The organism is Paraburkholderia phytofirmans PsJN (genome assembly GCF_000020125.1).
In the GTDB taxonomy this organism is placed as follows: domain Bacteria; phylum Pseudomonadota; class Gammaproteobacteria; order Burkholderiales; family Burkholderiaceae; genus Paraburkholderia; species Paraburkholderia phytofirmans.
This window is the reverse complement of record NC_010676.1, coordinates 786072-810634: the sequence shown is the minus strand read 5'-3', so window position 1 is coordinate 810634 and position 24563 is coordinate 786072. Positions and strand designations below refer to the sequence as shown.

Sequence of the window (24563 nt, the reverse complement as noted above, 5' to 3'; positions counted from 1 at the left end):
TCCTCTGTGGCATTCCCAACACAACCCGGACACGATCATTTTATGAGCCGACAAATCAGCGTTAATACGGCGTGCCACGGCACACGCCGGCTCAGGTTACCGGCGCATCGGAATATGTGTATGAAATGACCATTGCCCGCTTTTACGCACACTCCGGACAGGAGCGCGTTTCACACCGGCAAGCATTACCTGGCCGCTAGCGGAAAACCGCTCAGAGAAAGTACTTATAAGTGTCCAGCAGATAATTCTTGTGAATGTCGTAAGTCAAAATAGCCAGGATAAAAGCGACGATCCATAGGACCAGCGAGTTCTTGATACGGATCTCCGGCAGCATGAAGGCCAACAGCAGCGGTCCATAGTAGACAATGCGCTGGGTCCCGAATGGATAGACGAAGAACGAAATGATCAGGAACATGATCAGCCCGATATGCATGATCGCGACCTCATGGACGACCATTTCGCGAGCGACGTACTCGATATGCTTTCGACGCATCACGATCACCAGTATCGGTACGATCAGATAGAGAGCGAGCGAGATCAGGAAGTTCACGGTGAATTCTTCCTGCTGCGTGTATTCCTCGATCCGGCGGCCGCCGAACCTGGCGAACAGCCACGCCGACGCCAGCGACATTGCAAGCGCCGCGCCGACCACGCCCACGATCGCCAGCGCCTTGCTTCGCCTCATGAGAAAGTGCGCCAGAATCAGGAACAAGGCCGGATACGCAAAGGTAGTGTGAACGATACTGGCGAGCAGCGCGCCTCGAACGGGTTGCTGCCGGCACATCGCGAAGTACATGGCGATCGACAGAGCAAATCCCTGGCGGATCTGGAATAACCCGACCGTCGCAAGGCCGGTGGGAATCAGCGCCCACAACAGCAGGCCGAGAAGCGGCCGGCGCGTACGGCTAAGAGCAAGCGCCATCAGCACGTTCAGCACGACAACCGTCACGCGGACCGCGGTGTCCGGTGAGAGGCCCAGTGAATCGAGGCCTAGCACCCAGAGCCGCCAGCCGAGCTCATCCGTGATGGTCTTCACGATGAAAAGCACCACGGACTGGCTGCTGGACCAGAGATGGACGATCCAGAGCGGATCGGCGTCCCTGAAGTACGCAACGTAATTGTCCTGATCGAGCAGCGCGCTCCGATCGCCAAGCGCAATCTTCAGGAGGATGAACGCCGACAACGCCAGGAATCCCAGCATGGAAGGCCGCAGCCACCGGTAGCCGATTGGATGGATCTGGAACTTCGAGTTGAGTTGTTGTGCCACTTTCATCCCTCTCTTGCCCATCAGCTTGCCAGTGCCGCGCAAACCGGAGGAGGTGCGTTGATTTTTATGCCGCTCAGACTTGCGTTCGGCACGCGCCGTTCAGCGGACCGTGCCCAGTGATCGGTATTGCCATCTGCGGATTGAACGGCCTTGAAACTGTCTTTCCCTTACGCCCCTGCACGCTATCAGCTTTTGATTGGACCTTACGAGCGGAACGGCACATAAGATTTGCATCGATGCCGAGCTCGGGTCCGTAGACTCGTATAAACAATAAATCGCATCCGGGCATGACCCGGGACAATTGTCCTGGCCTGTGTTCGATGCCGAACGGTATGGCGGCGGCTCGATCACTTAGCCTTCCATTGTCCTTTCGTGATTGCGGATATCGAGTCCGTTAAAAACACGCGGCGCAGACTGACCTGATTGAAATAGCAGCGGTTCTATGTCACCGAATGCCGTACCGTACAAACAAAATGAAAATTGTCCATATTATTTCGGGACTCGGGGTGGGCGGCGCCGAAACCTTGCTTCTGAACCTGGTTTCGGAGTCCCGCACCGCTGGCGGTACGCATGTCGTCATTTCCCTGTCCGGCATCGACAAGATGGCGGACCGTCTGCGCGCCGCCGGTGCGGAAGTCAGGTTTCTGGGAATGCGATCCGGTGTTCCGAATCCGCTGCTCCTGATTCGACTGGCCAGGTGGATCGTCGAAGCGCGCCCCGATGTCGTCCAGACGTGGATGTATCACGCGGATATTTTCGGCGGCGTGGCGGTGTTGCTGGCGCGGCTGATGTTTCGGCTCAGCAGGCAGCGCCACCGCTTCGTGCTGGTCTGGGGCATTCATCGAACCGAAGTGCCCACCGCAAAAGTCGGGCGCGTTCTGAATACGCTTGCACGGATGGGCGCGGCGACCTCCAACCGGTTGCCGGATTCGGTCATTTGCTGTGCCAACGCGTCGTTTAGAACTCACGTCGAGTACGGCTACGAGCGTACGAAAATGCGGGTGATTCATAACGGCTTCGATGTTCGCAAGTTCGTGCCGGACGCCACCGCAAGGACCGCACTGCTGAATGAGCTCGGCCTGCCGCCGGGTTCCATACTGATCGGCATCGTAGGGCGCTCCAATCCCGCCAAAGACTACGATAACTTTCTGCGTGCTGCCGCGATGCTTCATCAGCGCGTGCCGGAATGCCATTTCGTCATGGTCGGTAAAGACGTCGATACCAACAACAAGACGCTCACACGCACGATGAACGAGCTTGGCCTGAGCGGCGTCTGCCACTTGCTGGGCGCTCGCAATGACCTGCATCGGATCATGCCGGCGTTCGACATGCTGTGCCTCTCATCCCGAACAGAAGGTTTGCCCACGGTGGTGGGCGAAGCGATGGCTTGCAGCGTTCCGTGCGTGGTCACCGACGTGGGCGATACCGGCCAACTAGTCGGCGACACCGGTCTGGTCGTTCCACCGCGCGATCCCGTCAGCTTGTCGGACGCGCTGGAGCAGATGGCGACGTTGAGTCTCGAGCAGCGCAAGACACTGGGAAGGCTGGCGCGCGAGCGGATCGTCGAATCCTTTTCGATTACAGTGTGCTGGCAACAGTATCGGGACATGTACGCGACATTGCTGCGCGCCAAAGGCGTGACGCGTTGAGCGCCACGCCTTTGGCAGCGGCTACCGGACAATGGTGGGATTCGTGATATCGATCTTGGGCCCCGAACGGTCATAGTCGGTACTGACAAAAGCATCTCGCCTCGGACGAATCCATGTCGGCGAATTGCTCGTGATAGAACCGGTGACCACGCTGCCTTTCATCTTCAATCCGGATACGCTGAAGGCCGCTTCCCTGCTGTCTTCGTCCTTGTGTCCGCTGATCACGACGCTGACATTCTTTTCCCGGCTTCCCGGCAGTGCTTCCAGATAGACCAGAATGCCGAACTGGCAGTGCCGTGTGATCGGATTCACAATGCGGATGTTTTCCACGATGTCGGTGTTCGCGTTCGGCTCGATGTCCAGTCCGGCGGAAGGAAGCGTGCCGGCTATGTTTTCCCACACCGGACTGTCGAATAGAATATTCTTGCCGCTGATAATCGAAACACCTTGCCGGCGACAGCCGGACGCATAGTGATTCATTACCCGGATGTCGCCCGAATAGGGCAGCCCGTTACCGAAGCTGTTGGCGATATAGATGCCGTCTCCCCAGCAGTTGATCGTGCTGGGCGACAGTATCGTTACATCGGTGCTTCCGGCAATGGAGATACCCATGCCCCACTCTCCGCCCTTCACGGTGTTCAGCTCTTTACTGCCGTCGAGGCGAGGATTCTCCAGCACCACGTGCCGCACGTCCCAGACACGGATGACCTCGTAGTTTTGCGTGTCATGCGGAAGCAGTTTGATCGAAGCGCCGGGAGCGAAGCGCACGCGGCTGTTGCTGCGCATGTGCAGTCCTTCCGCGTCGATCCGGCATGGGCCCGTAATCACCAGCGTCTTGCCGATCGAATTGTCGACCGCCTTCTGAAGCGCGGCGCGGTCATTCGTCTTGCCGTCCGCTATGACGCCGAACGATCGATCGATAACCTCATCAGGCGCGGCATGCTTATTGGTCACGACATCGGCCACGGCAGAGAGAGGTCGCGTGATTGCACCCACCAGGCTGCTGAGGAGAAAAGCATTTACCGCTCTCCGGCTGTTGCGCACCGTGCACCCCATAAAGAGTTCAGCCCCTCAAGCGGCGCATCGCGCGCAACGGGGTAGAGGTTAAAAAGCGCATCGCCATCGCGACGCCCGGGACAGGCGTTCTGACGCTCGCGGCTTCTTCGAAAGAGATGAACCGCGAGCGGTTCTTCTTCACGAAGCCAACGATCCGGTCAATCTCGGCCTCGCTGAGCGTATTGACATGCAGGCAAATGGAATACACGCCGAAACCAAAATGCAGCGGCGTTGCGAACAACTGCGGCACCGCGGTGAGCGCGCCGAATTTGTACGGATAGACGCCGCTGCCGTCAGTCAGATACTTGAAGTCGAGGTCGGCCAGCGCGCGGAGCGTCGCTTCGTCGAACGAGTGGGAAGGCGCCATGAATACCGGTTGCCAAACGCCTTCTTGCTGAAGAATCGCCTTTCCCGCCTGCAGCTTGGCGAACTGCTCCTCATAGGAGAGACCGGCCAGCTCCGATTTACTGCCAAGACGCAACAGCCCGGGATGCTCGGTAACGTATTGGTGGGTGTAGCCGTGCTGCGCGATGCTCCAGCCGCGATCGACCCAACCACGCACCGTGTCCCAGAACGCGTCTCTCGCCGGCTCGACGACAAGCGTCTGATCGAGACAGTTCGGCACGACGCCGACGAGCAACGGCAGGTCCTGATCCATGGAAAGCTCGTCGAACGGGTCGAAGCGCGACCAGGCCATTTCCGGCGTGATGTCATCGAAGCGCAGTATGAATTTCGGAACGACCATGGCCACTCAATCTCCTTCAGGATGTTTCGCCGACACCGTCAAATCTGCCGCTCGCGCTGACTCGCCACGACGACTTCGCGAGGCGCGGGGTCCAGCAATTCGCTATAAACCCGCAGCGTCTTGCTGATCACGATCGATTCGTCGAATTCGCTCAGCGCCTTGGCCTGGGCCGCAAGGCCGAGTTTCCGGCAAAGCTCGCGATCGTCGTCGAGCAGGCGAATCGCATTGGCCAGTGCCGCGGCATCGCGCACCGGGATCAGCAAGCCATCGTCTCCCGTACCGCTGACGACTTCACGGCAGCCGGGGACATCGGTGGTGATCAGCGGCAACGCGCACGCGGCCGCCTCGATCAGCGTCTTGGGCAAGCCTTCCCGATAACTCGGCAGCACCACGACGTCCACTTCGGACAGCAGCTTCGGCATATCGCTCACATGTCCCAGCCACGTGAGAAGCCCGTCGTTAGCCCAGCCTTCGACGAGTTCGCGGGGCACGGAGGCGGGATTGCCATCGTCGGGGGAACCGGCAAGAAGAAACCGCACCGTGCGGTTTTCATCTCGCAGTGCGCGGGCCGCCTCGACGTACTCGGCAATGCCTTTGTCCCACAACAGGCGAGCAGCCAGCACGACGCGCAATGGAGCCTGAGCGTCCTCATCGGTCTGCGGCCGGGCCGAGAACCGCGAACAGTTCACGCCGGACCCTTTGATGAGCTGTATCGACTGGTCGTCGACAATTTTCGCGCGTTTGAAAATCGCGACGTCGTCGGGATTTTGCAGAATCAGCGCATTGCGCCTGCCGTTCAGAGCGGACCGCATCAGCTGGCGCACGATAGGCCGTAGCACGCGGGCTTTCAAATCCCGGCTCGTGAAGACGTAGCCCATGCCCGCCACGGCGTTGATTCGCGCGGGCACGCCGGCCAGCTTGCTCGCGAGCGAGCCATACACCGCGCTCTTGATCGTAAATCCGTGGACGAGGTCGGGCTTTTCACGGCGCAGAAACCGGACGAGCCACGCGAGCACGCCCACTTCGCGCAACGGATTGAGGCTGCGGCGATTCATCGGCACGGCGTGCCAGCTAAACCCGAGTGCCTGCAGCTTCGGTCCGAATTCTCCCGGCGGCGACAGCAGGACCACGTCATATCCGTCTTGCCGCAGTCTCTGCGCCAGCGAGAGGCGGAAGTTGTAGAGATACCAGTCGGTATTGGCAAAGAGAACTACTTTACGTCCGTTCATGTCCCGCTCCTGAATCTCTGAGCTGTATGTAAATACGGCAGGCCGCGACCGCAACCCTGCCGCCGGGTTTATTCAGTGCGTCGACTCGGCAGCCTTCGCACGTGCCCCGACCCGTTCGAACAACTGGTCCCAGATATGCAATACCGCCTTCAACGAATAGCGTTCCCGTACCGACATGGCGGCCTTCCTGCCCAGCTCGGCGCGCAGCGGGTCGTCCGAAATCAGCCGGCGCAACGCGGCAGCCATGGAGTTCGCGTCGCCTGGCGGAATCAGCAGGCCGTCCTCGCCGTTGCGCGTCAATTGCCGCGGTCCGCTAGGACAGTCGAACGACACGACCGGCAGGCCGATCGCCATGCCTTCCATCAGCGCCATGGGCAAGCCTTCGTGACTCGACGACATAGCAAAGACCTGGCCCTTGGCCAGTTCGCTCCACGGGGTCAGCGTTCGTCCCGGCAGAAAGATCCGCTCGCCCATGCGCAGTTGCGCGATCTGCGCCTCCAGCGCCGCGCGCTCCGGTCCTTCGCCCCAGATCCACAAGTCCCAGTCAGGCCACTCGTCCGCGAGCAGCGCGAAGGCGCGGATCAGCAAATCGAACTGCTTCGTCCTGTTCAGCCGTCCCAACGAAATGACGCGCTTGCGCGCGGTGGCCGGTTGGCGTTGCTGAAGGAACAGTCCATCGGGCAATGGGTTGGGCATCACCGCGATCTCCTTCATGCCCGGCACGACTTTTCTGAACGGCGCGACCACGTCGTCGGTGAGCAAGGTCAGCAGATCGGCCTTCGGATAGACGAAGCGGCACAGCAGTCGCCATAGCAACGAACGGTTATCGGCAAGTGGATTCGTGTGCTCGCTCACGATGATGGGAATGCCGAGCCCTCGCGATGCGAGAATCGTCGTGATATTCACATTCGTCAGAAACGACACGATCACATCCGCCTTGCTCTCGCGCATCAGCGCGCGCAACGCCCTCATGCGTTCGATATAGGCGAGCGGTCCGCGGCCGCGCCGCGTCACCAGGTCGGCCAGATAGACGAACTTCACGCCGGGTGAAACGGGGTAATTGCAGGCGCTGCGCCCGGAATACGTGGCGACGAGCGTGACCGAGTCGCCGCGCTCGACCCAGGCGTTGACAAGCGTTGCGGCGACGCTCTCGGCACCGCCATCCTGCATCGCGCTAATGAACAGGACGATATTCATGAACGATCCGGCTTCGGTGCACAGCGTTGATGGAATGCAGCGCGCCGGGTACTCATTCCGTCACCCGCACGGAAGTACGATCGACGAGCCCTGAAGGCCGCGCGCCGGTCTGCGTGAACACGTCGCGCCACAGGGAGAAGACTCGCGCCACCGAGAACCGCTCGACGACGGCACGCGCACGCGATGCCATCAGTGCCCGGGTCTCGTCATCCTTCATCAAGGTCGACAAGGCTTCGGCGAGTGCCTGCGGGTCGCCGACCTCGCGAACCAGCAGGCCGTCATGGCCGTGCGTGATGATGTCGCCGGGGCCGGCGTCGCAGTCGAAGCTCACCACCGCGCAGCCGCTCGCCATCGCCTCGACGATCGTCATTGAGAAGCCTTCGAAGCGCGAGCTCAGCACGTAAAGGTCGGCACGCTCGTACCAGTCAGGCATATTGCCGACCTGACCCGGCAGCAGCACGCGCTTCTCCAGTCCCGCCGCCGCTACCTGTGCAGTGAGTGCGCCCCGGTCATCGCCGTCGCCGAGAATGACGAGATCCCACGCGGGAAAATCGCTTGCGATCCGGCTGAATGAATCGATCAGGATATCGAAACCTTTCTGCTCGGCCATCCGTCCCGCCGCGAGCAATACGCGACGCTGCGCGCCCACCACCGCGTGCGGCGACACGAGAGGTTCCACCACAGGAATCGGCAGTGAGATCGAATTCGGAATGACGGTGACGCTTTTGCAATGGCAATGTTCCTGCAGCCATAGCCTGCTTTTCTCCGTCAACGCGACCACCTTGTCCGCGAACGGGTATGTCCAGCGGCGCAGGCTTTCCCAAAACCTGCCTTCGAACAGCATCGGCGGATGAATGTGCTCGGTCGCGATGACCTTGCATGGTAAGCCGATGCCGGCCAGGATCGCCAGAATCGAAGGCCTCGTCTCGATACCGAGCACCACGTCCGGGCGCTCCTGTTTGAGTACACGCCGCAATGCCAGCATCCGGCTCGCATTCGCGAAGACCGCGCCCGTCAGACCGTTAGTGGCGCCCGCGAGATCGAGCGTCCTGCGCTTGACCGAGTCGTGCAGCGAATAAAAGTCGCTCGCGGTGGAAGTCAGCGTCACGACACAGACTTCCTGACCTTGTGCCGCCCATTCGCTCGACAGGTTCATGGCCACGCGTTCCGCGCCGCCGTAATGCAGTGAATGGATGAACAGCAGAATCTTCATAGCGGACCTGCCTTTTTATTCTCTAATGATCCGTCTGACAGCGTGAGAGACAGATAGCACACGAACGAACTGGCGCCCATGACGCCGGTTGCAAGAACCACCCCCGTGATGCCGAACCATCGAATCAGGAAGAAATTCGCAACTGCCTTTACAGCAAAGTTCACGACCGCGATGGCAGCCATGGCTTTAAAGCGACCCTGGCTCGCGAAAAGCTGCACCAGCACCAGCACCGAAAAATAGAAAGGAATCTGAATCAGTCCCCAGCGAAACAGGCTGGACACCGCTACCGTATCCGCCGCGCTAAAGGCGCCGCGCTGAAACAGCAGCTTCACGACGAAAGGCGCGAGAAGCCACGCCACCACCACCACTACGCCGCTTATCGCCAGCATGAACAGCGACCACTTTAGCGCGATGCTTCGGGCCCGAACGTTATCTCCTGCACTCAACAGCTCCGATAAAACCGGCAACGTCGCGCGGCTGATCGCCACCGCACCCATGCTCACCAGCAGGCCGAGCACGCGGCTTGCATAACCGAGTGTGGCGATGTTGCCGTCGCCGAGACCGGCCACGAAATACTGATCCAGCGGCGTGGCCAGACTCATGACGAATTGGCCGATCATGAACACGCCGACCGCGCGGTACATGTGCGGCCACTGCGGCGAGCTGAGAGAGAAGCTGAGTCGCGGGCGGATCTGGTCGGCGCGCCCGGCGAGCACGCCCAATAGCACCGCCTGGAGGATGAAACCGAGCGTGCTGCCCCAGATCAGCGGCGCCGGCGAGCCTGCATCGTGCCAGGCCAGCACGAAGCACAGCAACACGAGCGCCGGCACGCACTCCAGCAGCGTGTTGACGTGCTTTTCGCGTGCCTGAAGGCGTGCGGCATAGACGCAGATCGTCAGCATGACGATGCCGACCGGCGCCATGCCGAGCATTATCCGGCGCGACATGACGCGGGTCTCGTCCGAGAGATTGCGCGCCATCAGGTCGAGCGCGTAGGGCCAGGAGAAATAGAGAAGGACGGTGAACGCCACGCCGACCACAATCGCCATCACGTCGAGTTCGCCGAGAAACTTCGCCTGCTCCTGTTTGGGCCTCGAGCGCAGTTCGACCAGCGCCGGCACCAGCACAACGCTCAGCACGGCGACAAAGGTAGCCGGCAGCCAGGTGATCAGCGTGAGCGTGAGCTGATAGGCATCGACGACGTTGCTGATGCCGTACCGATACGCGATCGACATTTCCTTCAGCGCGCCCGCCGACTTGCCGATCAGCGCGAACAGCGAAACCCAGACCGCACTGCGTGCGATCCGGCTATGGTCAGGATGAATCTGCGCAAGACGGTTTCGCCAACCTGCGATCTGAGACATTGACGTTACCGCCTTAAAAGTATCGACGCGTTGCGCATGAACCTGTCATGTCGAGTGCGCCGGTGAGCTTGGGCGACTGAAGGCATTACCGTTTCGATACGAATTCGATGTACCAGGGCATCGCTCTGGACAAACCTTCGACGAAGGAGATCCTGTTTTCATAGCCCAAAAGCCGCTCCGCCTTGTCGACATTGGCCTGTGAATGCCTGACATCGCCGGCGCGAAACGGGCCGAACACCGGGCGTTTGTCGCAACGCACGCCGTTGTCGGTGAGCACGGCCCGCAAGCCGTCGTAAAGCTGGATCAAGGTTGTCCGATCGCCGACCGCGACGTTGTACACCTCGTTCCTCGCCGTCTCGTCCGACATTGCCGCGAGGATATTCGCCTGCACCACGTTGTCGACGAAACAGAAGTCGCGGCTGGTTTCGCCGTCGCCATTGATCAGCACGTCGTCGCCGGCAATCAGCGCCGCTGTCCATTTGGGAATGACCGCAGCATATGCGCCGTCCGGATCCTGGCGCTTTCCGAAGGCATTGAAGTAACGCAGGCCGATCGTCTTGAAACCGTATGCGCGGGCAAACACCGACGCGTACAGTTCATTGGCGTACTTGGTGACGGCGTACGGCGAAAGCGGCTGGCCGATCTGGTCTTCCACTTTCGGCAAGCCAAGATGGTCGCCATACGTCGAGCTCGACGCGGCATACGTGAAGCTCGACACTTGCGCGTCGCGCGCGGCCACCAGCATATTGAGGAAACCGCTGATGTTCACTTCGTGGGTCGCGATCGGATCGGCCACCGAACGCGGAACCGAACCCAGCGCCGCCTCATGCAGCACGTGATCGACGCCATGAACGGCGCTCACGCAATCTTCCAGACGGCGGATATCGCCTTCGATGAATCTGAAGCGCTTCCATTGCTCCGGCGAAACGACGGAGCGTACTTCGTCGAGATTACGCTGATAGCCGGTGGAAAAATTGTCGAGTCCGACCACGGTCTGATCGAGCTTGAGCAGCGCCTCCAGCAGATTCGAGCCGATGAAACCGGCCACGCCGGTAATCAGCCACTGCTGCGGGCGCCCGGCGAGTTGTTGCCGTACTGTGTCGTAACGATCGGGCATCCTTGCCTCCGGATCAGATGAGGAAGCCATCACGTCGTGATGGCGTTGCGTGCGATGTGCGTGGCATCCGGCTTGGGTCAGAGCCGCAGATCGCTGGCCTCGGGAGGCAGCAGGTATTTCAGGTCATACAGCACATGCTCGGGCTTGCCGAAAACACGAATGGCTTCCGCGCCCAGTTCAAGGAACCGGCGGTGCGCGACGGCCACGATCGTCGCGTCGTAAACACCTTTGGCGGGATGCTCGATCGGGTCCAGGTTGTGTTCGCGCCGGGCGTCTTCTTTCGAGACCCATGGATCGTACACATCCACTTGGACGCCGTACTCCCGCAACTCGGCCACGATGTCGACGACCTTGGTGTTGCGCAGGTCGGGACAGTTTTCCTTGAAGGTCAGACCCATGATCAGCACGCGGGCGCCGGCAACCCCGATCTGCCGCTTGGTCAACGCCTTCACGAGCTGCGACGCGACATACCCGCCCATGCTGTCGTTCAGACGGCGCCCGGCGAGGATGATCTCCGGGTGATAGCCGATCGCTTGCGCCTTATGCGTCAGATAATACGGATCGACGCCGATGCAATGCCCGCCCACCAGACCCGGTCTGAACGGCAGGAAGTTCCATTTGGTTCCGGCCGCCTGCAACACCGACTCCGTGTCGATTCCCATCTTGTTGAAGATGATCGACAGTTCGTTGATCAGCGCGATGTTGACGTCGCGCTGCGTGTTCTCGATGACCTTGGCCGCCTCCGCCACGCGAATGCTGCTGGCCTTGTGCGTTCCCGCGACGATGATCTCGCGATACAGTTGATCGACGAGTTCGGCGGTTTCCGGTGTCGATCCCGAGGTGACCTTTTTGATATCCGTCACGCGGTGCGCCTTGTCGCCGGGATTGATGCGCTCCGGACTGTAGCCGACAAAGAAATCCACGTTGAATTTTAAGCCGGAAACGCGCTCGAGAACCGGCACGCACTCCTCTTCCGTCGCCCCCGGATAGACGGTCGATTCATAAATGACCACGTCGTTCTTTTTCAGCACGCTGCCGATAGTCTCGCTGGCGCCGATCAACGGCCGCAGATCGGGACGCTTGTAGTCGTCGATCGGCGTGGGAACGGTTGCGATGTACACGTTGCAGGCGTTCAGTTCTTGCGCGTCGGACGTGAACGTCATGCCCGTGGCCGCGGCCAGCTCTTCATTGCAGACTTCGAGCGTGACGTCCCGTCCTTCCCGCAACGCCGAGATGCGGGCGCCGTTGATGTCGAAACCCACCACCGGCCGATGCTTGCTGAACTCCACCGCAAGCGGCAATCCAACATAGCCGAGACCGATCACAGCGAGTTTCAGCTCGTTTAACGAATGCATGATTGTTGCTCCCCTTTATTATGGATTCGCGTCTTCGTCCAAACCCCGGGCGCGATTCAGCAGAACTGAATCCTGGCCCGGGGCCACGCGCGTCATTTCGTGACCGAATCGGAGTAGTAAGCGTCGTATGCGTAGCCGCCGTACCGGCGCGACTGAGCGTAATTGCCGCGGCTCACCTTGAATCCGTTCAGCAGAATGCCTTCGACTTTCGAACCCGTTTGCGCCAGACGCTTGACCGATTCCGAGATCTCGCCGGCACGCGTATCGGCGAAACGCGCGACCATGAAGATCGAATCGGCGACCGGCGCCATGGTCACCGTGTCCGACACGGCGAGAATGGCGGGCGCGTCGAGCAGCACAATGTCGTACTGCTCCGAAGCGGCGCGAATGGTTGCTCTGAAGTTGGCGCTCAACAGCAATTCGGCCGGGTCGTGCGGATACTCGCCGCACTGCAGGACGTCGAGATTCGGCAGAACTTCCTTGTGCACCGTATCTTCGAGCGAACGTTCACCCGTGATCAGATCGGCCAGCCCCGCGCCGCGTTGCAAGCCGAAGTACTGGTTCAGATGGCCGCGGCGCAAGTCGCCGTCCACCAGCAGCACACGCTTGCCGCCCGAGGCGAGCAAGGTGCCGAGATTGGCCGACAGGAACGACTTGCCGATGCCCGGCAGCGGTCCCGCGAGCATCACCACGTTGTTGCGATCGCCGTTCAGCGCGAATTGCAGTGCGGCCCGCATGGTGCGCAGCGCCTCGACAGCCGGGTCCATCGGGTAGCGGAAAGCCAGAGCCAGTTTTTCCGGACCGCGAATCGCCATTTTCTGCGTCAGTTGCTCCTGCTGGTCGCTGACCGGGATCGTCGCGTACACGGTCAGGCCGGTGCGCGATTCCAGTTCTTCCGGATCGGACTCGCCCTTGAACAGATAGTCACGCAGGAAGGCCAGCCCGATAGCGACGAACAGCCCCAGCACCGCCGAAATCAGCAGCACGAGCGTTTTGGCCGGCTTGACCGGCCGCTCGGGGACGTCCGCGGTATCCAGCAACTGCACCGAAGCAGACTGACCGGCCTTGACCAAGCGCAGCGTGTCGATGTTGCTGCGCAGTGCCGAGTACATGTCGGAGCTCATGCGCATGTCGCGCATCAGACGTATCGCACCTTGCTCCGCCGTCGGCATGGACTTGACGCGTGCCGCAAGACTCTCGACGTACTTGTTGGTGCTGGCGATCTGCTGATCGATCGCCACCACGCTCGGGTGCTCGGCGGTCAGGTGAGCCATGAGGTCCTGACGCTGACGCTTGAGGTCGTAGAGGCGCGAGTCCGCTTCCGTCGCCTGGCGCAAGATGAGCCGGCTTTCCTCGTCCGCATCCAGCAGGCCGTGACTGTTGCGATAGGTGTTGTAGGCTTCTTCCGCCTGCTCCATCTGGCGCTTCGCGCCCGGCAGCTGCTGCTCGAGATAGTTCAGCGACTTCTCGGCGTTGGCACCCTTCTCGTTCACGTTCTGGCGCACATAGACCGCGCCGATATCGTTGAGGATGTTGGTCACGAGAACCGGATCACGGCCTTCCAGCATGACGCCCAGCACATTCGACTTGTTGCCTTGCTCGTCGACCTGAAGGCCCTTTTGCAGCTGTTCGAGAGCCTGCTGACGCGAGTGGCGCGTGAGCTTGAACTCCGCCCCGCTCTCGCCGTCGATCTTGCTCACGAGCAGATTGACCGGCCCGTGGCTGGTTTCGAATTGCTCGTCGACGCCGACGCGTCCGGTGACCGGCTGTTCCAGTCCCGGCCCGCGCAACTGGTACTGGCCGCCGGTCAATGCGGTGACGGTGTACGCGTTGCCTTCCTGCTTCCTCGGCACTTCGAAGGTCGACACGCTGATCGATTCGTCACCCCAGACGAAGCCGCCCCAGCCGAAGATGCCGGGCGTCATGCGCGAGTCGGTGTGGCGCGCGATCAGGCCGCCGAGCACCGGCAGGCGCTTCGGCTCGGCTTCGATGTAGAGCTTGAGGTAATCCACCGTCTGCATGGCGATGGCTTTCGACCTCAGGATCTGCATTTCGCTTTCGGCCGAAGACTTCTCCTGGAACAACGACGACGCGTTGCGCACCAGATCCTTCGAATCCGGCAGCGCGGTCGGCGAATTGTCCTCGACCCTGATCGAAATACTGGCTCGATAGATAGGCGTCGCACAAAACGCGTACAGCGCGCCCACCAGAATGAATGCCATTGTTATAGCGGCAATCATTTTTCGGTGATTAATCAACGTATCGATGATCGATCCGGGATCGAATTCGTCGTTACGTTCGGATAATCCCTCTGACGCTTGATATTTGAGTTTCATGGGCACGTCTCGTCACGTGGTTTTATTTGACCGCTAAGGCAAGCGGATTCGAACGAGGGAAATGTGCGATTAACGGTATTGGTCCTTTCCCTGACGCAACAGTACGCATAAGGCTGCACCAAGTATGCGCGGTAGTGCACACAAAAAATCCCGGACTTTATTCGCTATAAACGACTTGCAAAGCGCCTAGGGAAGCGGGTAACGGATTCTTTGAATAAGGGAAAACCACAAAATGTCCGACCAGACGGATTCGTGTTTTCACGTAAGGCAGAGGGGGCTCGCCACGCGACGGCGGCGTAGCGGCATGTTGGGCGAATGCCAGCATGCCGCGTTAGATGCGATGTGAGCGCGGACTCGAACCGGTGCGTCGGCCGCGCGCCAACCGTCCGGCATCGGGGTGGCCTTAATCGAGTCCGAGCAGCGCGAGATAGCGCGTCATGTCGCTTTCAGTGCGGACGATTTCGATGAGCCGGTACGCGTGCGCGCGGCTCTCGATATGCTCCGGCAATGCCGCGAGCCCCACCGCCGTCGTGCGCTACGAGTCGGCAGCGAGCGCCTCGAGTTCCATTGCAACCCCTGGTATTGCGCCGCCTAAGCAAACGCGCCGATGAACTACGCGAATGCGCCGGCCGGCGCCGCGAACACGCCGCACAAGCCGCCCACGGCCACGCACAGCAGCAAGCCGAGCGTGCTCTGCGAGAGCGTCTGCAAAGTCTTCATTGCGGCCTGTTCCAGCCGCGCGCGACCGCGAACGTGACGGTGGCGCGTGCCAGTTCGAGTGAACTGTCGATCAACGTCAGCGGCGGATTCGACAGATGCCGCGCCGCCACGGGAATCTCGGTGCAGGCCATCACTGCCGCGCGCACATCCTGCGCGGCCAGAGCGCCGAGCACCGTCGACAGGTGGCCCGCCGCCTGTTCGAGCGCGCCGGCCTTCACCTCGCGGATACACGTCGCGATGCTTTGCTGCAGGTCCGCGCCGGGCACCAGCGGCTCGATGTCACGCGCGCTCAGCGCAGCCTGATAGAAGCCCGACTTTAGCGTACCGCCGGTGCCGAGCACAGCCACCCGCCGCGCCGAAGCGGGCACCGCGGCCACGCAAGCCTCCGCGATATGCAGCACCGGCGCGGCACTGCGCGCCGCGATTTGCGCATACCAGTGATGCGCCGAATTGCACGGAATCGCGATCAGGCCGACGCCGTTGCGGTTCAGCAGATCGATGCCTTCCAGCAGAGGACCGAGACAATCCTCGCCGTCGCCGAGAATGGCCCGCGAGCGGTCCGGGATGTGCGGCAGATTGGCGACCAGCATCGGCAGATGCTGCTGGTCGCAGGAGGCGTCGGTGAGCTGCACGACCTTGGCCATGAAGTCGACCGTCGCGAGCGGCCCCATGCCGCCGAGGATTCCGATGAGTGCCATCGAGGCTCCTAGATCTTCAGCGGACGCGGGCAGATCAGCGTGACCGCGGCTGCGTCGGGGATCGCGAGAATCAGCGCGCGCAGCGCGCCCAGCGTTCTCGCGAGGCTATGGCTCGAACGCTTCCAGATGATCGCGGCCGCGAGCATCTGCAACGGCACTGACGCGACGAAAAAAGCGATCATGAACTGCAACATTGCACGCAACGTCTCACGCCCGACTCCCTTTTCCAGCCATCTCCAGATCCCCTGTCGCCGGTCCGCCGGCTTATCCTGGTGTTGAACCTAATTGCAACTTTGTAGGTAAATGAACGCCTGCACCGGTTCTTTCGAGTGGTTCCAGAATCGTCGATGGCGTGCACGTTAAGCCGATAGCTTGCGGCGAGCTCATTTCGTCGGTCACCGAGGTAGGCATCGGCCCGAGACGCCATCACATCGTTAACGGTCGCCATGTCGCGAACTTTAGTGGAGAGTCGCTATCACCGCTGGTCGCGGTGTAAAAAGCGGCGATCTGCCGCCGAACATTGATTTGCTCCGCCATTAGCGATACCTTCTATCCTGGTCGTCGAATTGCGGTCAACGAGAGGAGACCCGTTTCGTGAAAAAAGCGTGGGCTTTCTCCGGTATCGTGGTCTTGAGCGTGATCCTCGGCGGATGCGGCAAGGGGGGATCGCAAAGCGCCACCGAGGCGTCGGGCGCATCCGCGAGCGAGGCGTCGGCTCCGCCAGCGGCAAGCGCGAGCGCTCCAGCCGTCGCGTCAGGCGCACTCGGCACCGTCACCAAAACACAGTTGCCGGCGGAAGCAACCGAAACCTTGCGGCTGATCAAAGCAGGCGGCCCCTTCCCTTTCTCGGAAGACGGCGTCGTGTTCCGCAACAGCGCGGCATTGCTGCAGCAGCATCCACGCGGCTATTACCACACATACACGGTTCGCACGCCTGGGTCGACGGATCGCGGGCAACGCCGGATCATATGTGGTGGGCCGCGCAGGCAGACAGGCGACTGCTATTACACCGACGATTACTACGTCAGTTTCAAACGCATTGCGGAGTAAGGCTGCCTTTACAGAACGAATAGCGTGATTGCCGCTGTTATGCCGTTGCGCAACGCATGCACAGCAAGCGTCGCGATAAAGGGATGACCTTTGCGCGAATCTTCAATCGCGAAGACCGTCGCCAAAATGCCACCCACAAGCGTGCCGAGTACGACGTACGGTACGCTGTAACTATGACTCAAGCCGAATAGCAGAGCCGAAATACAGATTGCGATGCCAGTCTTGCAACGGAGTTTGCTTAGGACCCGAAGACATCCCCACTGATGAATTGTCGTCTCGATGAGCGGTGCCGCAACGCACCCTATCGCAATCAACTTGAAGACGTTGCCTTTTCCCAGGTCGGGCCCGCCCAGCGTCTGCCCAGACGCTAAAAAGGGGACGCAAATGAGCAACGGTATGATGGCCAGATACGTGCCTGCCAATGCCAGCACTATCAGCTTTGCCGTCGGTAATTCCAATAGCCAAAGTTTCACTCTCTGCAGGCATCTACGAGATGTCGCTAGCATGGGCCGTCCATGGTCTCTCAGGTCGTCGTTTTTTCTGGTTTGATTGTCTGCGATCCGGGCGTCGCCGTCGAATGGCTGCTCAATGATAAGTCATCCGAAAACCCTGGCCCATGCCGCCCGAAGACGTCGCGCGCGATCTTCAAAGAGATATGACGCAGCCAGCGTCAAGAGACCTGAAATAACACCCGTGACGATGTGCTCGACATAAGGGATGCGGTAGTGACTCACGTGTGCATAGGCGTCGCCCAACGCCGTCAGCGAGCCGACGATCAGCGCATTGCCGTATCGATTCCCGTAGAGTTTCGCAGCGGGCGTAAAGGTCAAAAGCACGGCAAGGAGCCCGGTGAGCAGACCGGTATGGAATGCAATCGCCCAGTGGGCGAGACTCATGATGTTGCCCCAGCTCCCCGGCATGCAGGTCATGCATGCGCTGGTCGGCTGCCAGAAACGCTGGACAAACAACCTGAAGCGGCGCTTCCACTCGATTGACATGAGGTTTTTCTCACCAATGCCGCTGTTACGGCCAACGCCAGTTCTTTGTTAAGTCGGGGCGGGAGCGGCCATTCGAAAGATATCAGCCCTTCCCATCCTCCTGCCTCGCCGCAATCGCCGCAATCGCCGCGACAATCCGGCTCTGTGCGGCAACCAGTTGGTCATCCGTAGTCGCCACCAGCCACAGACGTGCTCGCTCCGCGATCCGGCGATTGTGGTCCTTCAACGGGCCCATCGCGACAGCAGCCTTCCAGACCACCGGGCCGACCCGGCTTTGTCTGCCCGACGGCGCGCCGACAAGCAGGCAGTAAGGTCCCAGCGGAAGCGACACAAACGGAAGTGCCGGACTCGCACTCACGCGCCAGTCGATAAAAGGCGTCTCGCTGATAAGCAGCGGTGCGGGCAAGCCGTAAAGCACGCTGTAGTCGTACAGCGCCAGCTGTTCCGGCATGCCGGCGTACCTGCGCCGGACGTCGTCGACCACCGCCGCGCGGATCTCGTCGTCGAACATGGGCTCCTGCGCGTAGCGGGCAAATGCCTCTCGCGCCTCCCATTGATAGGCGCTGAACACGCCGAGTTCAACGCAATCCTGCACCGCGCGTTGAACCTCCGCGACAGAACCCGCTTCCTCCGGCTTGCCTAACTGCGCAGCCCGCAAAAACCGGGCAAGTCCCGCCTCCTGGATCGCGGGACCCTCCTCGGACACATCGTCCTCAGCGTCCTTGCCAAGGGGCACGTAAGTATATTTTTCGGCGGCGAAATGCGACTTCTTGCCTTCATCGAATTTGATCACGCCATCGACGCAATCCAAGTAACGAGTCCCGACTCGACCATGCTCCCAAATCCAGTTTTTCAGGAGCGGACGTAGTGGATGCGGTCTGTCTTGTTCGGCCATTGAAACCTCCAGGTGCCCCAGTATAGTTCCAAGTCGCGGATTGCTCCGTGGAGGACGTGGCGATCGTTAGCGTCTGCACGTTGACCTTTCGCCACCCACGTTGTACACAACATGGAATGAACGCAAGCGCTTCAGGAAGCCACCGATGAGCCGCCCCTTTTTCACCATTGGTCATTCCAACCGGCCGTTGCCCGAATTCGTGAGTCTGCTGAAGGAGGCGGAGATCGCGACGCTGATCGACGTGCGCAGTATTCCTCGCTCACGAACCAATCCGCAGTTCAATCAGGACACGCTGCCGGATGCGCTCGCGCCGGAGCATATCGACTACGCGCATCTTGCTGAACTGGGTGGGCGCCGCCGCAGGCGCAAAGACGATGCAGCGTCGCCCAATGTGTACTGGACTCATCCGGCGTTCCGCAATTACGCGGACTATGCGCTGAGCGACGCTTTCCGCGGTGGTCTCGCGCAGCTTCTCGCGCTCGGCCACCGGCGCCGCTGCGCGATCATGTGCGCGGAGGCGGTCTGGTGGCGCTGCCACAGGCGTATCATCACGGATTACCTGCTGCTGCACGGCGAAACCGTACTGCACATCATGGACGCGCGTCACACAACCGTTGCAACGATGACACCGGGCGCGCAACCTCAACCCGACGGCACGCTGATCTATCCGGCTCCAACCACGGCCTGATCCGGTGCGCGAAGCGACTGCCCGTCCGCTGTATTGCACGATTGCATGACTGTCACCACACAAGCCACGTCGCTCGATAACCTTCTTCGCGAGATTCGCGCCTGCACACTCTGCTCGCCGGCGCTGCCGCACGCGCCGCGTCCGGTGCTGGCGGCCTCCGCGCAGGCGCGCGTTCTGATCATCGGCCAGGCGCCGGGCGCGCGCGTCCATGCGTCCGGCGTGCCATGGAGCGACGCGAGCGGTGCGCGGCTGCGCGCATGGCTCGACGTCGACGACACCACCTTCTACGACACGTCGAAATTCGCCGTCGTGCCGATCGGCTTCTGTTTTCCAGGCCGCGGCGCGAGCGGAGATCTGCCGCCACGGCCCGAATGCGCCGCCCGATGGCACGAGGAATTGCTCGCGCACATGTCGTCGGTCCGGCTCACGCTGCTGGTCGGACAATACGCGCAGCGATTCGGACTGGGCAAGGCATTCGGGCCGACCTTGACGGATACGCTGGTGCGGTGGCGCGAATTCGGCCCACAAGTCGTGCCGCTGCCGCATCCGTCGCCGCGCAACATTGCCTGGTTCAAACGCAATCCGTGGTTCGAAGCAAGCGTGTTGCCGACATTGCGCGAGCGAGTCGCGGCGGCATTAGCGACGCCCAACGCATGAAGAGCTGGCTGATCGACAGGTCACGATCAGCCGTCGGCAGTCATTCGAGCCTTCAGCGATACCGGCTGATTTCCAGACCGGCACCCACCGGCACCGACAGACTCGTCATTCCCGGCTTCGCGCGAACCGCGCGGATATAGCGCCACGCGTTCTCGCCACCCGGCCGGATCATATTGTCGGCGACGATGATCGCGCCCGGATTGAGCTTCGGATAAAACGCGTCGAGACACGGCACGTAGAGATCTTTCCAAAGATCGATGAAGACGAAATCCGGCTTGATCGACATATCCTCGATCAGTGCGACCGCATTGCCGACCTGGAAGTCGACATAAGGAGCAACGCCGGCGCGGCTCGCCATCTCGCGTGCGTAGGCCGATTTGTCGTCGTGCAATTCCATCGTGGTCACCCGGCCGCGCGCCGCTCGCGCGGCTTGCGCGAGCCAGAGCGTCGCATAGCCATCCGACGTGCCGAGTTCGAGAATGTGCGGAGCATGCAGGCTTGCCGCAAGAATATGGATGAAACGCGCGGTCTCCAACGCCGCCGCGGTTACATGGCGACCTTTCGTTGCCTTCTGCTTATCGCGCCGGCGCGGCTCGCGCCCTTTCGTCGGCTCTTCTTGCGCGCGCTCCTGATAGGCGTCGAGCACGGCCAGAAAGTCGGGGTCCATCCGTCAGCGGCAGCCGATCGCGCAGCCGAGCAGGCTGAACGCGCCGACAATCCCCACGCCCGCGCCAAGCCCGAACGTTTCAAGCGACGTGGCGCAACCTTGCAGACCGCAGGCGCCAGCCAGCGCGGCCACCATGAGAAGCTGCCGGAAGCGGCTGCGCGCAAGCCGGCTATAGCGACTGCCGTGGATCATCGTTCCTCCTCCCGTGTTGATTGGCCTGTGCCAACGCGAAACGCCGCAGCGAGTGTAGCCAGCCGGTTTCATCGCGAAACGGCCGAATACCGGGGACAAAGAGCGAGTCGATTACAAAAGCTTCCGCCGACGTATCCGGTTTCTGCTCCGCGCAGCCCGTCAAGTCGCGGCCATTTCACACCGAATGCCGGTTTTCCCACATACCGACAGCTTACGGCTTGTCATCCTGATGGCTCAGGCGTGTGTTTTGGCGGGAGATGGCTATGTCGGTCTATGTCGATGAAGGGTTCAGGCCCTGTGTGACGGAATGCGCGACGGTCGCGTTCCGGGTGTGCTGTGACGATCGCGCGCAGATTTTCGAGGTCAGCGCCGACGCACTCGTCACCTTTTGCGGCGCGGCGAGCAAGCGCAAGGAAGATTTGCTCGTCGCATTCGAGGATGCGCAGTTCGAGATCCTCTCGGTCGCGGCGCAGAAATGGGCATTCAGACCGACGGAGCCGGTGCGTCTCGGCCTCGACGAATTCCGTATGGTCAGACATTAAACAGCAGGTATGCCAGAATCGCATCATGACCTGGATCGCCGCCCTGCCAATGTATAACGTCACGCCCGCGCTCGACCTCGAGTGGCGCGAGTGGCTCGCCGACGTGCTGCGCGTGGTCAAGCCCGCGTGTCGCATCGTCGAGCCGGACGAGGAATTACACGGCTTCTGGCGGCGCCCCAATCTGCTGATCTCGCAGACCTGCGGTTATCCGTTCATGCATGGTCTGCAGCAACAGGTTCAACTGGTCGCCACGCCGCGCTTCGACGCTCCCGGTTGCGAAGGCGCGCATTACTCGAGCGTGCTGGTCACGCGGGCTGACGCGCAGTTCGATACGCTCGCGGCCTGCCACGGCGCGCGTGCTGCCTACAACCAGGACGATTCGAATAGCGGCATGAACGTGTTTCGCCACGCGGTGGCCCCGTTCTCACGCGCCGGCACGTTCTTCTGCTCGGTGTTGCGAACCGGCTCGCATCTCGGCTCGTTGCGCGCGGTGGCGGAGAATCGCGCGGACGTCGCCGCGATCGATTGCGTGACCTTCGCTTTCGTGTGCGACGAAATGCCGGAACTGGCCCGCCAGGTTCGCCGGATCGGTATGACAGCGCCCTCGCCGGGCCTGCCTTTGATCGCCTCGGACACGGTGCCCTCGGCGACCATCGAGGCACTGCGCGAAGCGCTGAACGAGGCGCTCGTGAACCAGCCCGAACGCGCAAAACGCCTGCGTTTGCAGGGATTTTCCGTATTGCCGCCCTCTGACTACGAGCGCATCGAGCAACTCGAAAACGAGGCGCGCGCCGTTGGCTATACGCGCCTCGCCTGAGGCCCGAGGCCTGAGCCGCGGATTTACTGCTGCTGCACGTCCAGCACCAGAAGCTGCGCGCCATCGGCAACCTGATCGCCGACCGAGTACAGCACTTCCGACACCGTACCGGCCGCCGGCGCACCGATGGTGTGCTCCATCTTCATCGCTTCCATCACGATCAGCGGCGTGCCTTTCTCCACCACGGTGCCCGGTTCGACCAGCACCGCGATCACCTTGCCCGGCATCGGCGCGGTCAGGCGGCCTTCGCCGCCTTCGGCATCCGCGGCGTGCGCGAGCAGGTTCTGCCATTCGAACGACAGCGCCTCGCCGAGGCAGAACACATGGAACGTATCGCCATCGACGAACACGCGGCCCGTTGCGCGCGCATCGCCGATCGTCGCGCGGTATTCATGCAGGCCGCTGCCGTCGGACCAGCTGAAGTCCTCGCGCACGCCATCGTGTTCGAGCGTTTGCGTGCCGCCGTCGCGCGCGAACGTGACGGTGAAGGTGCTTTCGCTGTCGCTGCCCGCGTTACCCGCGCTGCCGCTCTCCAGATCGCGCCAGCCGAGCGTCTGCGTGTAGCCGCCGTTAAGGCGCCAATGCGACAGCGCATCCCACGGCGACGCGCCATGCGCCGTGCCGCCTTCGCGCTTGAGCAACGCCGCGCAAGCCAGCGCGAGCGCTTCCTTGAACGGTTTTTTGCGCGGCGCGAACAAGGCGTCGTGATGACGTTCGATCAAACCGGTGTCGAGATCGCCCGTTGCAAACGGCTCGCTCGCCACGATGCTTTGCAGGAACTCGACGTTGGTATGCGGGCCGACCACCTCGCAGGCATGCAACGCGCGGCTCATACGCGCGAGCGCCTCTTCACGCGTCGCGCCGTGCACGATCAGCTTGGCGATCATCGGATCGTAGAACGGCGTGATGGTGTCGCCTTCACGCACACCGCTGTCGATACGCACCGGCGCCTTGCGTCCAGATTCGCCGAGGCCCGCCGCGCCTGAGCCGGCCGCGTCCAGGGTGAACTCCACGCCTTCCGGCATGCGCAGATGCTTGAGCGTTCCCGTCGACGGCAGGAAGCCGCGCGCCGGATGTTCGGCGTAGATACGCGCCTCGATCGCGTGGCCGTCGATCTTCAGCTGTTCCTGCGTGAGCGGCAGTGCTTCGCCAGCGGCGACGCGCAGTTGCCATTCCACCAGATCTTGGCCCGTCACCATCTCCGTAACCGGGTGTTCGACCTGCAGGCGCGTGTTCATTTCCATGAAGTAGAAGTCGCCCGTGCCGGTCATGATGAACTCGACCGTGCCCGCGCCGACGTAATTCACCGCACGCGCGGCCGCTACCGCCGCATCGCCCATTTCCCGCTTGATTTCAGCGGCCAACCCGGGCGCCGGCGCTTCTTCCAGCACCTTCTGGTGACGCCGCTGCACCGAGCAATCGCGATCGAACAGATAGACTGCGCCGCCGTGACGATCCGCGAACACCTGCACTTCCACGTGACGCGGACGCGTCAGATACTTTTCGATCAGCACGCGATCATTGCCGAAACTGCTTGCCGCTTCCCGCTTGCACGAAGCCAGCGCCGCCTCGAAATCCTCGCTGCGTTCCACCACGCGCATGCCCTTGCCGCCGCCGCCCGCGCTGGCCTTCAGGAGCACCGGATAACCGATCGCATCCGCCTCGCGGTGCAATAGTTGTGCATCCTGATCGTCGCCGTGATAGCCCGGCACGAGCGGCACGGCGGCTGTATGCATCAGCGCCTTTGCGGCAGCCTTGGAACCCATCGCGGCGATGGCCTCGACCGGCGGTCCGATGAAGACGATGCCGGCCGCCTCGCACGCATGCGCGAAGTCTTCGTTTTCCGACAGAAAGCCGTAGCCCGGATGCACCGCCTGCGCGCCGGTGGCGCGCGCGGCTTCGATAATCCGTTCGACGCGCAGATAACTTTCCGCCGCTGTCGAGCCGCCGATATGCACCGCCTCATCGCACGCGGCCACGTGTTTCGCGTTGGCGTCCGCATCGGAATAGACGGCCACGCTCGCGATGCCGAGCCGCTTGCAGGTCGCGGCGACGCGGCACGCAATCTCGCCCCGGTTGGCAATCAGGATCTTGTTGAACATGAAATGTCT

General features: G+C 61.5%; 24 protein-coding genes. 6 read left to right on the top strand and 18 right to left on the bottom strand.

The features are described from left to right. Positions 1–211 precede the first annotated feature (211 nt). On the bottom strand, positions 212–1273 hold the full coding sequence (locus tag BPHYT_RS23390) for an EpsG family protein (protein ID WP_049869246.1): 1062 nt from the start codon (positions 1271–1273) through the stop codon (positions 212–214). A gap of 467 nt (positions 1274–1740) precedes the next feature. Between BPHYT_RS23390 and BPHYT_RS23385 the strand changes: the two genes are divergently transcribed. After that, entirely contained in the window at positions 1741–2916 is a 1176-nt protein-coding gene (locus tag BPHYT_RS23385) for a glycosyltransferase (RefSeq protein ID WP_012426591.1), read from the top strand. A gap of 21 nt (positions 2917–2937) precedes the next feature. Here the strand turns inward: BPHYT_RS23385 and BPHYT_RS23380 are convergent, their stop codons facing one another. The 11 genes from BPHYT_RS23380 to BPHYT_RS38740 form a co-directional block, all read right to left on the bottom strand. Continuing rightward, positions 2938–3870, bottom strand: a complete 933-nt coding sequence (locus tag BPHYT_RS23380; protein WP_148225142.1) for a hypothetical protein — start codon at positions 3868–3870, stop codon at positions 2938–2940. Positions 3871–3979: 109 nt separating this feature from the next. After that, the gene (locus tag BPHYT_RS23375) at positions 3980–4717 is read right to left on the bottom strand and encodes a DUF2334 domain-containing protein (RefSeq protein ID WP_012426589.1); all 738 of its coding nucleotides are present in this window, start codon (positions 4715–4717) and stop codon (positions 3980–3982) included. A gap of 38 nt (positions 4718–4755) precedes the next feature. Next, positions 4756–5946 (bottom strand): glycosyltransferase family 4 protein, encoded by a 1191-nt coding sequence (locus BPHYT_RS23370; protein ID WP_012426588.1) that lies wholly within the window; start codon positions 5944–5946, stop codon positions 4756–4758. Positions 5947–6018: 72 nt separating this feature from the next. Beyond that, complete coding sequence (locus tag BPHYT_RS23365; RefSeq protein WP_012426587.1) at positions 6019–7143, bottom strand: glycosyltransferase family 4 protein; 1125 nt, start codon at positions 7141–7143, stop codon at positions 6019–6021. A gap of 52 nt (positions 7144–7195) precedes the next feature. Beyond that, entirely contained in the window at positions 7196–8356 is a 1161-nt protein-coding gene (locus BPHYT_RS23360) for a glycosyltransferase family 4 protein (protein ID WP_012426586.1), read from the bottom strand. Then, complete coding sequence (gene murJ / locus BPHYT_RS23355) at positions 8353–9720, bottom strand: murein biosynthesis integral membrane protein MurJ (protein WP_012426585.1); 1368 nt, start codon at positions 9718–9720, stop codon at positions 8353–8355. The genes BPHYT_RS23360 and murJ overlap by 4 nt, the downstream gene beginning before the upstream one ends. Positions 9721–9805: 85 nt before the next feature. Then, on the bottom strand, positions 9806–10837 hold the full coding sequence (locus BPHYT_RS23350; RefSeq protein ID WP_012426584.1) for an SDR family oxidoreductase: 1032 nt from the start codon (positions 10835–10837) through the stop codon (positions 9806–9808). Between the two features lie 77 nt (positions 10838–10914). After that, a complete protein-coding gene (gene tviB / locus BPHYT_RS23345) occupies positions 10915–12192 on the bottom strand; it encodes a Vi polysaccharide biosynthesis UDP-N-acetylglucosamine C-6 dehydrogenase TviB (RefSeq protein ID WP_012426583.1) in 1278 nt (425 codons plus the stop codon). Between the two features lie 92 nt (positions 12193–12284). Next, positions 12285–14528: a polysaccharide biosynthesis tyrosine autokinase gene (locus BPHYT_RS23340; protein WP_012426582.1), complete on the bottom strand. Its 2244-nt coding sequence runs from the start codon at positions 14526–14528 to the stop codon at positions 12285–12287. A gap of 716 nt (positions 14529–15244) precedes the next feature. Beyond that, on the bottom strand, positions 15245–15946 hold the full coding sequence (cuyB, locus tag BPHYT_RS23335; protein ID WP_012426581.1) for a cysteate racemase: 702 nt from the start codon (positions 15944–15946) through the stop codon (positions 15245–15247). Positions 15947–15954: 8 nt separating this feature from the next. Next, positions 15955–16128, bottom strand: a complete 174-nt coding sequence (locus BPHYT_RS38740) for a hypothetical protein (protein WP_167315765.1) — start codon at positions 16126–16128, stop codon at positions 15955–15957. A gap of 412 nt (positions 16129–16540) precedes the next feature. Between BPHYT_RS38740 and BPHYT_RS23325 the strand changes: the two genes are divergently transcribed. Further along, the gene (locus BPHYT_RS23325) at positions 16541–16996 is read left to right on the top strand and encodes a ribonuclease (RefSeq protein WP_012426580.1); all 456 of its coding nucleotides are present in this window, start codon (positions 16541–16543) and stop codon (positions 16994–16996) included. 8 nt (positions 16997–17004) lie between these two features. On the opposite strand, the gene BPHYT_RS23320 is transcribed toward BPHYT_RS23325, so the two are convergent. The 3 genes from BPHYT_RS23320 to BPHYT_RS23310 all read right to left on the bottom strand — a co-directional run bounded on the left by BPHYT_RS23320 (position 17005) and on the right by BPHYT_RS23310 (position 18889). Then, positions 17005–17502, bottom strand: coding sequence for a CPBP family intramembrane glutamic endopeptidase (locus BPHYT_RS23320; protein ID WP_012426579.1), 498 nt, complete (start codon positions 17500–17502; stop codon positions 17005–17007). 90 nt (positions 17503–17592) lie between these two features. Beyond that, the gene (locus BPHYT_RS23315) at positions 17593–17994 is read right to left on the bottom strand and encodes a hypothetical protein (RefSeq protein WP_012426578.1); all 402 of its coding nucleotides are present in this window, start codon (positions 17992–17994) and stop codon (positions 17593–17595) included. An 82-nt stretch (positions 17995–18076) separates the two neighbouring features. Next, on the bottom strand, positions 18077–18889 hold the full coding sequence (locus tag BPHYT_RS23310; protein WP_012426577.1) for a hypothetical protein: 813 nt from the start codon (positions 18887–18889) through the stop codon (positions 18077–18079). Between the two features lie 145 nt (positions 18890–19034). Here BPHYT_RS23310 and BPHYT_RS23305 point away from each other — a divergent pair, with 145 nt between their 5' ends. After that, positions 19035–19577 carry a DUF488 domain-containing protein gene (locus BPHYT_RS23305; protein ID WP_012426576.1) on the top strand — a complete coding sequence of 181 codons (543 nt, stop codon included), beginning with the start codon at positions 19035–19037 and terminating at the stop codon, positions 19575–19577. Between the two features lie 45 nt (positions 19578–19622). Continuing rightward, on the top strand, positions 19623–20234 hold the full coding sequence (locus BPHYT_RS23300) for a uracil-DNA glycosylase family protein (RefSeq protein WP_012426575.1): 612 nt from the start codon (positions 19623–19625) through the stop codon (positions 20232–20234). Positions 20235–20286: 52 nt separating this feature from the next. Here BPHYT_RS23300 and BPHYT_RS23295 read toward each other — a convergent pair whose 3' ends face one another. Further along, a complete protein-coding gene (locus tag BPHYT_RS23295; protein ID WP_012426574.1) occupies positions 20287–20901 on the bottom strand; it encodes an O-methyltransferase in 615 nt (204 codons plus the stop codon). A 3-nt stretch (positions 20902–20904) separates the two neighbouring features. Beyond that, positions 20905–21093 carry a hypothetical protein gene (locus BPHYT_RS23290; RefSeq protein ID WP_012426573.1) on the bottom strand — a complete coding sequence of 63 codons (189 nt, stop codon included), beginning with the start codon at positions 21091–21093 and terminating at the stop codon, positions 20905–20907. A gap of 263 nt (positions 21094–21356) precedes the next feature. Here BPHYT_RS23290 and BPHYT_RS23285 point away from each other — a divergent pair, with 263 nt between their 5' ends. Then, positions 21357–21635 carry a DUF1488 family protein gene (locus BPHYT_RS23285; protein ID WP_012426572.1) on the top strand — a complete coding sequence of 93 codons (279 nt, stop codon included), beginning with the start codon at positions 21357–21359 and terminating at the stop codon, positions 21633–21635. Between the two features lie 25 nt (positions 21636–21660). Then, positions 21661–22452, top strand: a complete 792-nt coding sequence (locus BPHYT_RS23280; RefSeq protein ID WP_012426571.1) for a phosphate/phosphite/phosphonate ABC transporter substrate-binding protein — start codon at positions 21661–21663, stop codon at positions 22450–22452. A 23-nt stretch (positions 22453–22475) separates the two neighbouring features. On the opposite strand, the gene BPHYT_RS23275 is transcribed toward BPHYT_RS23280, so the two are convergent. Beyond that, positions 22476–24554, bottom strand: a complete 2079-nt coding sequence (locus tag BPHYT_RS23275) for an acetyl/propionyl/methylcrotonyl-CoA carboxylase subunit alpha (RefSeq protein WP_012426570.1) — start codon at positions 24552–24554, stop codon at positions 22476–22478. Between the last annotated feature and the right edge of the window lie 9 nt (positions 24555–24563).

What these genes read in the sequence shown, in the direction of transcription:
- BPHYT_RS23375 (WP_012426589.1), bottom strand. Translation starts at nt 4,717, where the DNA reads ATGGTCGTTCCGAAATTCATACTGCGCTTCGATGACATCACGCCGGAA.
- BPHYT_RS38740 (WP_167315765.1), bottom strand. Translation starts at nt 16,128, where the DNA reads ATGATCGCTTTTTTCGTCGCGTCAGTGCCGTTGCAGATGCTCGCGGCC.
- BPHYT_RS23295 (WP_012426574.1), bottom strand. Translation starts at nt 20,901, where the DNA reads ATGGACCCCGACTTTCTGGCCGTGCTCGACGCCTATCAGGAGCGCGCG.
- BPHYT_RS23320 (WP_012426579.1), bottom strand. Translation starts at nt 17,502, where the DNA reads ATGCTAGCGACATCTCGTAGATGCCTGCAGAGAGTGAAACTTTGGCTA.
- murJ (WP_012426585.1), bottom strand. Translation starts at nt 9,720, where the DNA reads ATGTCTCAGATCGCAGGTTGGCGAAACCGTCTTGCGCAGATTCATCCT.
- BPHYT_RS23285 (WP_012426572.1), top strand. Translation starts at nt 21,357, where the DNA reads ATGTCGGTCTATGTCGATGAAGGGTTCAGGCCCTGTGTGACGGAATGC.
- BPHYT_RS23385 (WP_012426591.1), top strand. Translation starts at nt 1,741, where the DNA reads ATGAAAATTGTCCATATTATTTCGGGACTCGGGGTGGGCGGCGCCGAA.
- cuyB (WP_012426581.1), bottom strand. Translation starts at nt 15,946, where the DNA reads ATGGCACTCATCGGAATCCTCGGCGGCATGGGGCCGCTCGCGACGGTC.
- tviB (WP_012426583.1), bottom strand. Translation starts at nt 12,192, where the DNA reads ATGCATTCGTTAAACGAGCTGAAACTCGCTGTGATCGGTCTCGGCTAT.
- BPHYT_RS23280 (WP_012426571.1), top strand. Translation starts at nt 21,661, where the DNA reads ATGACCTGGATCGCCGCCCTGCCAATGTATAACGTCACGCCCGCGCTC.
- BPHYT_RS23290 (WP_012426573.1), bottom strand. Translation starts at nt 21,093, where the DNA reads ATGATCCACGGCAGTCGCTATAGCCGGCTTGCGCGCAGCCGCTTCCGG.
- BPHYT_RS23305 (WP_012426576.1), top strand. Translation starts at nt 19,035, where the DNA reads ATGAGCCGCCCCTTTTTCACCATTGGTCATTCCAACCGGCCGTTGCCC.
- BPHYT_RS23360 (WP_012426586.1), bottom strand. Translation starts at nt 8,356, where the DNA reads ATGAAGATTCTGCTGTTCATCCATTCACTGCATTACGGCGGCGCGGAA.
- BPHYT_RS23365 (WP_012426587.1), bottom strand. Translation starts at nt 7,143, where the DNA reads ATGAATATCGTCCTGTTCATTAGCGCGATGCAGGATGGCGGTGCCGAG.
- BPHYT_RS23275 (WP_012426570.1), bottom strand. Translation starts at nt 24,554, where the DNA reads ATGTTCAACAAGATCCTGATTGCCAACCGGGGCGAGATTGCGTGCCGC.
- BPHYT_RS23300 (WP_012426575.1), top strand. Translation starts at nt 19,623, where the DNA reads ATGACTGTCACCACACAAGCCACGTCGCTCGATAACCTTCTTCGCGAG.
- BPHYT_RS23390 (WP_049869246.1), bottom strand. Translation starts at nt 1,273, where the DNA reads ATGAAAGTGGCACAACAACTCAACTCGAAGTTCCAGATCCATCCAATC.
- BPHYT_RS23315 (WP_012426578.1), bottom strand. Translation starts at nt 17,994, where the DNA reads ATGTCAATCGAGTGGAAGCGCCGCTTCAGGTTGTTTGTCCAGCGTTTC.
- BPHYT_RS23340 (WP_012426582.1), bottom strand. Translation starts at nt 14,528, where the DNA reads ATGAAACTCAAATATCAAGCGTCAGAGGGATTATCCGAACGTAACGAC.
- BPHYT_RS23350 (WP_012426584.1), bottom strand. Translation starts at nt 10,837, where the DNA reads ATGCCCGATCGTTACGACACAGTACGGCAACAACTCGCCGGGCGCCCG.
- BPHYT_RS23310 (WP_012426577.1), bottom strand. Translation starts at nt 18,889, where the DNA reads ATGGCCGAACAAGACAGACCGCATCCACTACGTCCGCTCCTGAAAAAC.
- BPHYT_RS23370 (WP_012426588.1), bottom strand. Translation starts at nt 5,946, where the DNA reads ATGAACGGACGTAAAGTAGTTCTCTTTGCCAATACCGACTGGTATCTC.